This window comes from Rhizobium sp. L9, from assembly GCF_002531885.1.
Lineage (GTDB): Bacteria > Pseudomonadota > Alphaproteobacteria > Rhizobiales > Rhizobiaceae > Rhizobium.
The window spans coordinates 151,796-163,081 of sequence record NZ_NWSZ01000006.1 but is presented as its reverse complement, the minus strand read 5'-3'; the positions used below and the strand labels follow the sequence as shown (position 1 = coordinate 163,081).

Sequence of the window (11,286 nt, the reverse complement as noted above, 5' to 3'; positions counted from 1 at the left end):
CCTAGCCTTGGTCCAGCGCGGCCTGAAGGTCGATCAATACCCTCTCCGCAAAACCATGGCGAAAAGTTGGACACTATCGCGATAATTCAAGTCAAGAATGGTGAGCCGAGCGGGCCGGCGCGCTTGCTGCGCAAGGCAGAGCGCCGTGCATGTCGCAACCTTGCGGCCCGGCCGCGGCTTGTCGATAGGAGGATGGTTCGCCAGATCATGGTCTGGCTGCGCTTTGATCGGGCTTGCCCCGAGCGAGGTAACGCGCCGCATGAGGCGCAGGCGGCCCCGGCACGTGCCGAGGCCTATCATCTGCCGACTATCCGAGGACGCCGCAGACCATTGCCACCACGAACAGGAATGCCGCGGTGAAGATCGTCCCATGGAGCACCGTCTGAAGCCTGTGGCGCGTCGCGTGCGGCTTCTTGGTGGCTACCGAACCATAGTGGTTCACGTGAGTATGCGAAATACCCAGCTCTGCCATGTGTCGCCTCCGTTGTTCTCGTGCGGCCGGTTGTGCGGCTCGCTGTTATATTTCTTATTCCCTATCAGGTAGGTAGAGATAAATTTCCTTCCAGAGCGGGCGGAAGAGAAAATTCAACCGCTCTTTAGCAGAGCGTGCGCCATGCCCAGATCAAGGAGCGCTCGATGGCGTTCTCGTTCTGCTGCAGATCGGAGGTCTCGGTCCCGATCAGGCGCCGGTTCTGTTCCGCCGGTATGGAGACCGTGATCTGTTCCTTGCGATCGGCTTTTACGGGAGGATCGAGATAGCCCATGGTCATCCCACCGAGAAAGAACATGCCTCGACCTCCATCGATCACGAAAGCTAACAATCGTTAACAGGATCATGACAGAAGCGCGGCGGCTGTCAATAGTCTAGTCGAATGGTCGTCTTTTAAGGGAACATTATCCTTAACGCCCCCACCGGCCTTTTCTTTTCAATGGCTTGAAATGATTACCTTTAGGCTTTGACGAAACCCTTGCTCGCGATCATCAGATTTTTCGTGTAATCCTCCTTGACCGCGCCCCGCGCCAGCTCTTCCGAGCTCAATCGTTCGACGACATCGCCGCTGCGCATCACCGCGAGCCTTTCGCACATATGGGTGATGACGCCGAGGTCATGGCTGACCATGACGAAAGTGAGCTTGCGGTCGCGGCGTATCTGTTCGAGCAGGTTCAGCACCTCCGCCTGCACCGAGGCGTCGAGCGCCGATGTCGGCTCGTCGAGCAGCAGGATCGACGGTTGCACGATCAGCGCCCTGGCGATCGCCACACGCTGTCGCTGACCACCGGAAAGCTGATGCGGATAGCGGAAACGGAAACCATTGCCGAGACCGACTTCGTCGAGCGCGCGGGCAATACGCTTGTCGCTGTCGGTAACGGCGTGGATCGCAAGCGGTTCGAGCAGCAACCGATCGATCGTCTGGCGCGGATGCAGCGAGCCGTAGGGATCCTGGAAGACCATCTGCACGCGCCGATAGAAGGCCTTGCTGCGCTTCGAACCCTTCAACTCTTCGCCGTCGATGCGGACCGCGCCGCCGCTGATGGGCGCAAGTCCGGCAACGGCGCGCAGCAAGGTCGATTTGCCCGACCCGGATTCACCGACGAGGCCGAAAGATTCACCGCGCTCGACGCTGATGCTGACATCCTTCAGCGCATGAAAATCATCGTAGGCGACACTGAGATTGTCGACGTGGAGGGCTGCGCTCATGCCGCCCACTCCGGCTTGCGGTCGAGCACCGGCAGCGGATGGCGGTTCGCGCCGATTTCCGGCATGCAGTTCAGCAGTCCCCTGGTATAGGGATGCTGCGCATGTTTGAGATCGGCAGCCGCCAGCTCTTCGACGATCTTGCCGGCATACATGACGATGACCCGGTCGCAGAAGGAAGAGACCAGCCTCAGATCATGGGAAACGAAGATCAGCCCCATTCCGCGCTCAGAGACCAGCCTGTCCATGATCCGCAGCACATCGAGCTGCACCGTCACGTCGAGCGCCGAAGTCGGTTCGTCGGCAATCAGCAGTTCAGGCCCGGCAATCAGCATCATGGCGATCATGGCGCGCTGTCCCATGCCGCCCGAAACTTCGTGCGGGTGCAGGTCGAAGACGCGTTTGGGATCGCGGATCTGCACCGCTTCCAGCATGGCGAGCGCCCGTTCGCGCGCTTCCGCTTTGCCGATCTTCTCATGGGTGCGCAGCGTTTCGCAGATCTGCCGTCCGATCGTCATGACTGGGTCGAGCGAATATTTCGGATCCTGCAGGATCATGGCGATGCGCTTGCCGCGCAACCTGCGCCTTTCGCCGGCGGATGCCTTGAGGAGATCGATGCCGCTGAAATCGAGCCTGTCGGCCGTGACGATCCCGTGTTTCGGCGTCAGCCCCATGATCGCCCGGCCGGTCTGCGACTTGCCGGAGCCGGATTCGCCGACGATGCCGAGCCTTTCTCTGCCGAGCGTGAAGGAGACGCCGCGCACGGCCTCGATCAGGCCGGTGCGGGTGGGGTAACTGACCTTGAGCTTGTCGACAGTCAGAAGCGTCGTCATCGGCCGCTCTCCTTCGGATCGAGCGCATCGCGCAGGCCGTCGCCTAAGAGATTAAAACCGAGACTGACGATGAGAATGGCGATGCCGGGCATGGCCGCGACCCACCACTGATCCAGAATGAAGCGCCGGCCCGAGGCGATCATCGCGCCCCATTCCGGCAGCGGCGGCTGTGCGCCGAGACCCAGAAAGCCGAGGCCGGCCGCTGTCAGAATGATGCCGGCCATATCGAGCGTCACGCGCACGATCAGCGAGGAAATGCAGAGCGGCATGACATGGCGCACGATGATGCGGAAAGGCGAGGCGCCCATCAGCTTCACCGCCGCAATGTAGTCGGAACGCCGGACCGTCAGCGTCTCGGCCCGAGCGATGCGGGCATAGGGGGGCCAGGAGGTGATGGCGATGGCGATGACCGCGTTCTGGATGCCGGGGCCGAGCGCGGCGACGAAGGCGAGCGCCAAAACCAACTTCGGAAAGGCAAGAAAGATATCGGTGATGCGCATCAGGGTCGCATCTACCCAGCCTCCGGCATAACCTGAGACCGTGCCGACGATCAGCCCGATCGGCGCGGAGATGATGGCGACGAGCACGACTACGAACAGGGTCAATCGCGATCCATAGATCAGCCGTGAATAGATGTCGCGGCCCTGATCATCCGTGCCGAGCAGGTAGCCGCTCGTTCCCGGCGGCAGCAGGCGGGCATTGCGGAGATCGCCGACGACGGGGTTGTGCGTGGCGAGGAGATCCGCGAACGCGGCGACGAGGAGCAGGGCGACGATGATCAGCAGGCCGACGACGGCAAGCCTGTTGGCCGTGAACTGCCGCCAGGTGACGTAAGCGCGGCCGAGACGGGCCTGCCTTCGCGATTGCGGCCGGTCGGAAAGCAGCCATTCGCGGCGGCTCATCGCAGGAGAGGGGCTGGCAGGAGCCGTCATCGGTTTCGCGTCCTCGGATCGAGCGTCCGGTAGAGAAGATCAGACAGAAGATTGATGCCGATGAAGATCGTCCCGATGACGATCGTGCCGCCGAGCACGGCGTTCATATCGGCGTTCTGCAGCGAATTGGTGATGTAGAGCCCGATGCCCGGCCAGGAAAATACGGTCTCGGTCAGCACCGATCCTTCGAGCAGCCCGGCATAGGAAAGCGCGATGACGGTGACGAGCGGCACGGCGGCATTGCGCAGCGCATGGCCCCAGATCACCCGTGTTTCCGAAAGACCTTTGGCACGCGCGGCGACGATATATTCCTGCGAAAGCTCGTTCAGCATGAAACTGCGCGTCATGCGGCTGATATAGGCAAGCGAAAAATAGCCGAGCAGGGACGCGGGAAGGATGATGTGGCGGACGACGTCATAGAAGACATCCCATTGCCCCTGCCAGGCGCTGTCCAGAAGATAGAAGCCGGTGATCGGCGTGAAGGTATATTCGAAGACGATGTCGATTCGGCCGGGAAAAGCCACCCACCGCAGCTGCGCATAGAAGATGACGAGGGAGATCAGCGCCAGCCAGAAGATCGGCACCGAATAGCCGATGAGACCAATGACGCGTACGATCTGGTCGGCGATGCTGCCGCGGCGCACTGCGGCGAGAACGCCAAGCGGCACGCCGACGCAGGCGCCGATTAGCGTTCCCAACGTCGCGAGCTCGATCGTCGCCGGCATGACCCGGCGGATGTCGACCATGACAGGATTGGTCGTCAGCACCGAGTTGCCGAAATCGCCGGACAGGACGCCTTTGATATAGATGTAGAACTGCTGATAGAGCGGCAGGTTGAAACCCATCTCCTGGCGCACCCGCTCGACGACATGGGTGGGAGCGCGGTCGCCGAGAATGGCGAGCACGGGATCGATCGGTACGACTCGGCCGATGAAGAAGGTGACGGCCAGTAGGCCGAGATAGGTGGTGACGGCGGCGAACAGGAACCGCCCCAAAGCCTTGGCGAAGGCGCCGGCACGGCCCTTGCGGGGCCGCGCCTCCCGTGTGGTTTCGATGGTGCTCACGCCGCTAATCCTGCCGGATTATTCCTTGGCGATCGGGCCGACGAAGTTGGTATCGAAGCTCGGACCCAGTTTGAACTCCTTCAGATTCTTCCGATAACCGGCCACCTCGGTCTGCTGGAAGATGATGACGAAGGGGCTGTTGGCAAGGAACTTCTTCTGGATATCCTCATACATTGCGGCGCGCTTGGCGTTGTCGCGTTCAAGCAAGGCCGCCTTGGTTTGCTTATCGAGTTCCGGCGCTTCCCAGGTGTTGCGCCAGGCGAGTGTCTTCACCGTGCCCGCATCCGAATTATCAGGATTACTCGTGAAGGTATCGGCATTGGAGTTCGGATCGAAATAATCCGATCCCCAGTTACCAATATAGATGTCGTGGGTGCGAGCGCGATATTTGGTCAGCGTCTGCTTGCCGTCACCCGGAATGATTTCCAGCTTGACGCCGGCCTGCGCCAGCGTCTGCTGCATGGATTCAGCTATACCGGTCACCGGCTGCGTGTTGCGCACATCCATCGTAACCGAGAACCCGTCCGGGAGGCCGGCCTTGGCAAGGAGCTCCTTGGCCTTGGCAACGTCGAGCTTGTAGGGGTTTTCATCCAGGGCGCCCAGTTGACCCTTCGGCAGGAAGGTCTGGTGGATCTCGCCGATGCCCTTGATCAAGGTCGCGCCGATCGCATCGTAATCGACCAGATACTTGAAAGCCTCCTGGACTTCAGGCTTCTTCAGGTTCTCGTTCTTGTTGTTCAGGCTGACATAGTAGATCGTGCCTTTCGGCGCACTTGTCGTGGCGAGATCGGCATTCTTGGAAACGGCGTCGATATCGCCAGGCTCCAGATTGCGGGCGATGTCGATATCACCAGCTTCGAGCGCCAGCCGCTGGGCCGAACTTTCCTTCATATAGCGGTAAATGACGCGGTTGAGCTTGGCCTTGTCGCCGTAATAATTGTCGTTCCGCTCAAGCACGACGACTTCGTTTGCCCGCCATTCGCGCAGTTTGAAGGCGCCGGAGCCGGCATAACCGGTCTTCAGCCATTCATTGCCGAAATCATTGTCGTATTTATGCTCGGCATCCGGCGTCACCGCCTTCACATGTTCCATCACGAGCTTCTTGTCGACAACCGAGGCGACGGTCGCCGTCAGGCAGTTGAGTACGAAGCTCGGCGCATAGGCCTTGTCCACGGTGAAGACGAAGGTATTGGCGTCGGCCGCCTTGGCTTTTTCAGTGACATTGTCGCCCGTCAGGCCGAACTGGGTGAGGATGAAGGCCGGGCTTTTGTCGAGCTTGACGGCGCGTTCGAACGACCATGCAACGTCTTCGGCGGTAATGGGGTTTCCGGAGGCGAATTTGAGGCCGGGCTTCAGCTTGAACGTATAGGTGAGGCCGTCATCCGAAACGCTCCAGCTCTCGGCAAGATCACCCTTCACCTTGGACGTGTCGGCGAGATCGAGACGGACGAGCAGGCTGTAGCTGTTGCTGGTGATCTCCGCGGTCGAAAGCTCGAAGGCTTCGCCCGGATCCATGGTGATGATGTCGTCGATGGCAAACCCTTCGACCAGCGTGTCCTTGGGCGTCTCGGCAAAGGCGGCGGGTGCCGTCATCATCAGGAGCGAAATGGCGGCTCCTGCGGAAAGTAGGCGGAAATTGCGGCTGAGCTTGGCGATCATCATGGTCTGTTCCCCTGTTCTTGATTGATTACGAGGCGTTTTGTCGGTCATGTCCCATTAAAATATTGTCCGTTTTCAGTGCGTCGAGAGGCGCGCCGCACTTTAGGCGTGGTCCTCCCGCCAAGCTTGCGCCAGAATACGAAGCCAATTTTCACGGGCAAGTTTCTTGAGGTCGGCCTCACCATATCCAACCTCCCGGAGAGCGGCAATCAGCTTCTGATTGCCGGCCGCGTCGCCGATTTCTTCCGGAATGGTTGCGCCGTCGAAGTCCGATCCGAGGCCGACGCAATCGATGCCGATGCGGTTCACCAGATAGTCGATGTGGCGGATCATATCGGCAAGCGGTGTATCGCTGTCCGAGCGACCGTCGGGACGCAGCATGGCGGTGGCATAGTTGATGCCGACGAGCCCGCGGCTTTCGCGGATCGCATCGAGCTGCCTATCCGTCAGATTGCGCGCCACCGGCGTCAGTGCATGCGCGTTGGAATGGCTGGCGACCAGCGGCTGGTCCGTCGTCTTCGCTACGTCCCAGAAGCCCTTTTCGGTAATGTGGGCGAGGTCGATGAGGATACCGAGGCGATTGCACTCCCTCACCAGCTCGAAACCGGCCTCGGTGAGGCCGGGCGCCGTATCCGGCGACATCGGGAAAGCGAAGGGCACGCCATGTCCGAAGACGTTGTGCCGGCTCCAGACCGGGCCAAGCGATCGCAGTCCCGCTGCATAAAATAGTTCGAGAGCCGAAAGGTCCGGGCCGATAGCCTCACAGCCTTCCATATGCATGACGGCGGCAAAGATCCCCTCCTGCATGGCGCCGCGGATGTCCTTAACCGTCCGGCAGAGCCGCCAGGCGCCTGCCTGGTCGAGCCGCAAAGCGATCGCCGCCATTTCGGTGGCGATGGCAAGCGACGGCAGCGGATCGAGAGGAGCCGCCATCGGCGTGATGTAGCGGCCATCGGCATCCGGATCGGCGAAGACAAGATCGCCCGAGGGAATGTAGATGGCGCAGAGGCCGCCTGAGAGGCCTCCTTCCCTGGCGCGACGTGCATCGATATGGCCGGTCGTCGTTCCGTCTGCGAATTCCGCGATCGGGTCGCTGCCGTCTTTTGAATGTGTCCAGAGCCGGAGGAGAACGTCGTTGTGGCCGTCAAATACGAATTGCATCTGTCTTCCTGCGCTGCCCGAGCGGGCCAATAAGCGGCAGAATAGAAAAGCTGACGGAATTCGCCACCTCTTTTTTTGGGCATCGGCATCGTGGAGCATCACCAAAAGCGAAACGGGGGCCGAAGCCCCCGCAAAATCATCGGATCACATGGTCGTGCTCAGTGCTTGCGGCGCTTCTTTTGCCGGTAGACGTCGATGACGACGGCCGCGACGATGATGAAGCCCTTGACGATCTCCTGATAATAGGCGTCGATCCTGAGGAAGGTGAAGCCCGAGGTCATGACGCCAAGAATGATGGTGCCGATGACGGTGCCGGTGATGCGCCCGACGCCGCCGGTGAGCGAGGTGCCGCCGATAACGGTCGCAGCGATCGCGTCCAACTCATATCCGACACCCATGCTCGCCTGCGCGGTTTCCGCGCGTGCCGCCGTGACGATGCCGGCGAGACCAGCAAGCAATCCAGCAATCACATAGACTTTGACGAGGTGCGCTTCGATGTTGATACCGGAAACGCGGGCGGCCTGGGGGTTCGCGCCGATGGCGTAGGTGAACTTTCCATAGCGGGTGTAGCGCAGCGCGATGTGGAAGATCAGCGCGACGACGAGGAAGACGACAACCGGCCACGCCTTCGTCCCGATGAAATGAAACTGCTCGGTGATACCGGAAACCGGCTGCCCCTTCGTATACCACTTGGCAACACCTCTGGCGGAAACGAACATGCCAAGCGTTGCAATGAACGGAGGGATCTTCGTATAGGCGATGAGCGCGCCGTTCGCCAGACCCGCCGCCGCTCCGATCAGCAGACCGATCATGATGGGCACGAGCGCCGGAAGATCGGTCAGCGAGGGAAAGACGGCCCGCCCCCAGGTGGAGGACTGGGCGAAACTTGTTGCGATCATCGCCGTCATGCCGACGACGGAGCCCGATGATAGATCGATGCCGCCTGTTATGATGACCTGCGTGACGCCGACTGCGATAATGCCGATGACGGAGACCTGCAGGATCATGATTGTCAGGCGCTGCGAATTCATCAGGAAGCTTTGGCCGATGAAAATCCAGCCGAGCGCTTCATAGATGAACGCGATGCCGACAAGCACCAGGAAGATGCTGAGTTCCGGCGGCATACGCCGCCGTCTCTGCCGGGTTGCGAGCGGGGCCGTACCCTCTGCTGCCTTGGTACTCATATCAAACCTCCCTTAGGCGATTCCAAGCTGCGCATTACCGCGCAGCCAGTTCCATCACCTTGATCTGCGTTGCTTCATCGCGATTGAGGAAACCGGTCACCAGGCCCTCATGCATGACCATGATGCGGTCGCTCATGCCGAGAACCTCCGGCATTTCGGATGAGATCATGATAACCGCCACGCCGTTTCGCGCCATTTCCGTGACTAGCCGATGGATTTCCGCCTTGGCGCCGACATCGATGCCGCGCGTCGGTTCATCGAGGATCAGGATCTTCGGATGGGTGAGCAGCCAGCGCCCGATCAGTACTTTCTGCTGATTGCCGCCCGAAAGGTTTTCCACCCGCTCGTAAAGATTGGGGGTTTTTACGCGCAGCCTTTTCGCCATGTCTTCGCAGGTTGCCTCGAGTGCGCCCTGCTGGACGAAACCACCCTTGACAAATTTGTCCTGCAGGACGGCGATCTGCATGTTTTCCAGAATATCCAAGATCAACAGGCAGCCGGTGTCTTTGCGATCCTCCGTCAGGAATGCCATTTGGTGACGGATCGCCTCGGTCGGCGAGGAAATCGTCACCGGCTTGCCGAACAGTTCGATCCTGCCGGAGCTTGCCGGCGTCACGCCGAACAGCGTTTCGGCGACATTCGACCGTCCGGAGCCGACGAGGCCGGCCACACCGAGAATCTCGCCGGCCCTGACCTCGAAGGAGACGTCCTTGAAGACACCGTTGAGGCAAAGATCCTTGACGGAGAGCACGACCTCGCCGATCGGCACCTGTTCCTTCGGAAACATCTGGGTGATCTCACGCCCGACCATCATGCGGATGATGTCGTCGCGGGTGACGTCGGTCGAGGCGTGCGTGCCGATATATCGGCCATCGCGGAAGACGGAAAACTCGTCGGCGATCTCGAACAGCTCGTTCATCTTATGGGTAATGTAGACGATGCCGATTCCCTCAGACCTGAGGTCGCGGATGATGCGGAAAAGATGCTCGACCTCGCGCTCCGTCAGGGCCGAAGTGGGTTCGTCCATGATGAGGACATCGGAATTATAGGAAACCGCCTTGGCGATCTCGACCATCTGCCGGTTGGCGACCGAGAGGTGCCGGACTTCGATATCGGGATCGATATCAATATTGAGCCGGGCAAACAGCTCCTCGGTCATGTTATGCATCACGCCATGGTCAATGAAACCGAAGCGGTTCTTCGGTTCGCGGCGGATCCAGATATTTTCGGCAACCGTCATGAACGGCATCAGGTTCAGCTCCTGATGGATCATGGCGATGCCGTTCTCCAGCGCATCGAGCGGAGATTTCAGCTGGATCTCGACCCCTTTGAGGCGAATATCGCCTTTATCGGGCGTATAGATTCCGGCGAGGATCTTCATCAATGTCGATTTGCCGGCGCCGTTTTCACCCATCAGCGCATGCACGGAGGCGCGCTTCAGCCGAAACTGCACATCATCGAGTGCGACGACGCCGGGAAACTCCTTGCGGACGCCCTCGGCGCTCAAGAGAAACTCCGCATTCGGAACGGCACCGCTCGCACGCACGGCTGCCATGGTTGTCGGACTGACGGCCATATCATCTCCTCCGGATACGGACAGACTGAAAGGATGCGGGCAGAGCCCGCATCCTGCCTGGCACTCGCCTCAGTTCTTGGCGACGAAGTCCTTGACGTTTTCTGGGGTGACGAGCTGGAAGGGGATGTAGACCTTCTTTTCGACCTTTTCGCCCTTGGCAAGCTTGAGCGCCGTATCGAGTGCGCCCTTGCCCTGGCCGGCAGCGTCCTGGAACACGGTGACGTCGAGGTCACCCGCCTGCATGGCGGCAAGCGCGTCCTGGGTGGCGTCGACGCCACCGATAACAACCTTGCTCATATCCTTGCCGGCTGCCTTCAGCGCCTGGATGGCGCCGATAGCCATTTCGTCGTTGTTGGAGATCACAGCGTCGAATTCGATGCCGCTGGAGAGCCAGTTGGTCATCAGGTCGGCGCCCTGGGTGCGATCCCAGTTGGCCGTCTGCTCTTCGACGATCTCAAGGCCCTTGCATTCATCCGTCTTGATGACGTCATGGACGTCCTGGGTGCGCATGCGGGCAGCCTGGTTGGAAAGCTCGCCCATGATGACGACGGCCTTGCCCTTGCCACCGAGAATGCGGCAGATTTCCTTGGTTTCCAGCGTGCCGGATTCCTGCTCGTTGGAAGCGACGAAGGCCTGCTTTTCTGGAAGCGTGTCGACGTTGACCGGCTGGCGGTTGACGTAAACCAGCGGAATGCCGGCATCGGCGGCGAGCTTCGACATTGCCGTGGTCGCATCGGTATCGACGGGGTTGACGATGATGGCATCGACCTTGGAGGCGATGAAATTCTGGATCTGGCTCTGCTGCTTGGAAACGTCGTTCTGTGCGTCTTCGACCTGCAGCGTGAGGCCGGAAAGCGTTTTAGCATAATCGGTCATGCCGTTGCGCAGAACGGTCAGGAAGTTGTCGTCGAACTTCGCCATAGAGACGCCAACCGTTTCCGCGTGGGCGGCCGTCGACATGACGAGCGCCATCGCAGTGCCCAGGATAAACTTTTTCATTTTCACTTCCTCCACAAAGCGGTGCCCGGCTGCACCCTCCTCACGCCGGAGCTCCGGGCATCTGCCCTGAAGCCGCAATTTGCTGCGCCGCCTCTCCCGCGGCGTTCCGAAAACGGAACAAACAAACCGTAAAATTTGTTCTGCGGAATATTCATTCCATTTTCTGGGAAAGACGTCAAGCT

Annotated in this window: 11 protein-coding genes; all 11 read right to left on the bottom strand. The window is 60.1% G+C overall.

Annotated features, from left to right (window positions below; translation table 11 throughout):
- Positions 1 to 307 precede the first annotated feature (307 nt).
- Positions 308 to 472: a hypothetical protein gene (locus CO660_RS33220; protein ID WP_020922541.1), complete on the bottom strand. Its 165-nt coding sequence runs from the start codon at positions 470 to 472 to the stop codon at positions 308 to 310.
- A gap of 124 nt (positions 473 to 596) precedes the next feature.
- Positions 597 to 788, bottom strand: a complete 192-nt coding sequence (locus tag CO660_RS07755) for a hypothetical protein (RefSeq protein ID WP_097598240.1) — start codon at positions 786 to 788, stop codon at positions 597 to 599.
- A 161-nt stretch (positions 789 to 949) separates the two neighbouring features.
- Entirely contained in the window at positions 950 to 1,699 is a 750-nt protein-coding gene (locus CO660_RS07750; RefSeq protein ID WP_097598327.1) for an ABC transporter ATP-binding protein, read from the bottom strand.
- Positions 1,696 to 2,529 carry an ABC transporter ATP-binding protein gene (locus CO660_RS07745; protein WP_085779796.1) on the bottom strand — a complete coding sequence of 278 codons (834 nt, stop codon included), beginning with the start codon at positions 2,527 to 2,529 and terminating at the stop codon, positions 1,696 to 1,698. The genes CO660_RS07750 and CO660_RS07745 overlap by 4 nt, the downstream gene beginning before the upstream one ends.
- Positions 2,526 to 3,461: an ABC transporter permease gene (locus CO660_RS07740; protein WP_097598239.1), complete on the bottom strand. Its 936-nt coding sequence runs from the start codon at positions 3,459 to 3,461 to the stop codon at positions 2,526 to 2,528. Before CO660_RS07740 ends, CO660_RS07745 begins: the two co-directional genes overlap by 4 nt.
- Positions 3,458 to 4,525, bottom strand: a complete 1,068-nt coding sequence (locus CO660_RS07735) for an ABC transporter permease (RefSeq protein ID WP_097598238.1) — start codon at positions 4,523 to 4,525, stop codon at positions 3,458 to 3,460. Before CO660_RS07735 ends, CO660_RS07740 begins: the two co-directional genes overlap by 4 nt.
- Before the next feature lie 18 nt (positions 4,526 to 4,543).
- Positions 4,544 to 6,187: an ABC transporter substrate-binding protein gene (locus CO660_RS07730; RefSeq protein WP_097598237.1), complete on the bottom strand. Its 1,644-nt coding sequence runs from the start codon at positions 6,185 to 6,187 to the stop codon at positions 4,544 to 4,546.
- A gap of 99 nt (positions 6,188 to 6,286) precedes the next feature.
- On the bottom strand, positions 6,287 to 7,345 hold the full coding sequence (locus CO660_RS07725) for a dipeptidase (protein WP_097598236.1): 1,059 nt from the start codon (positions 7,343 to 7,345) through the stop codon (positions 6,287 to 6,289).
- A gap of 158 nt (positions 7,346 to 7,503) precedes the next feature.
- Positions 7,504 to 8,529: an ABC transporter permease gene (locus tag CO660_RS07720; RefSeq protein WP_097598235.1), complete on the bottom strand. Its 1,026-nt coding sequence runs from the start codon at positions 8,527 to 8,529 to the stop codon at positions 7,504 to 7,506.
- A 34-nt stretch (positions 8,530 to 8,563) separates the two neighbouring features.
- The gene (locus CO660_RS07715; RefSeq protein ID WP_097598234.1) at positions 8,564 to 10,105 is read right to left on the bottom strand and encodes a sugar ABC transporter ATP-binding protein; all 1,542 of its coding nucleotides are present in this window, start codon (positions 10,103 to 10,105) and stop codon (positions 8,564 to 8,566) included.
- A gap of 69 nt (positions 10,106 to 10,174) precedes the next feature.
- On the bottom strand, positions 10,175 to 11,104 hold the full coding sequence (locus CO660_RS07710; protein ID WP_097598233.1) for a sugar ABC transporter substrate-binding protein: 930 nt from the start codon (positions 11,102 to 11,104) through the stop codon (positions 10,175 to 10,177).
- Positions 11,105 to 11,286 lie beyond the last annotated feature (182 nt).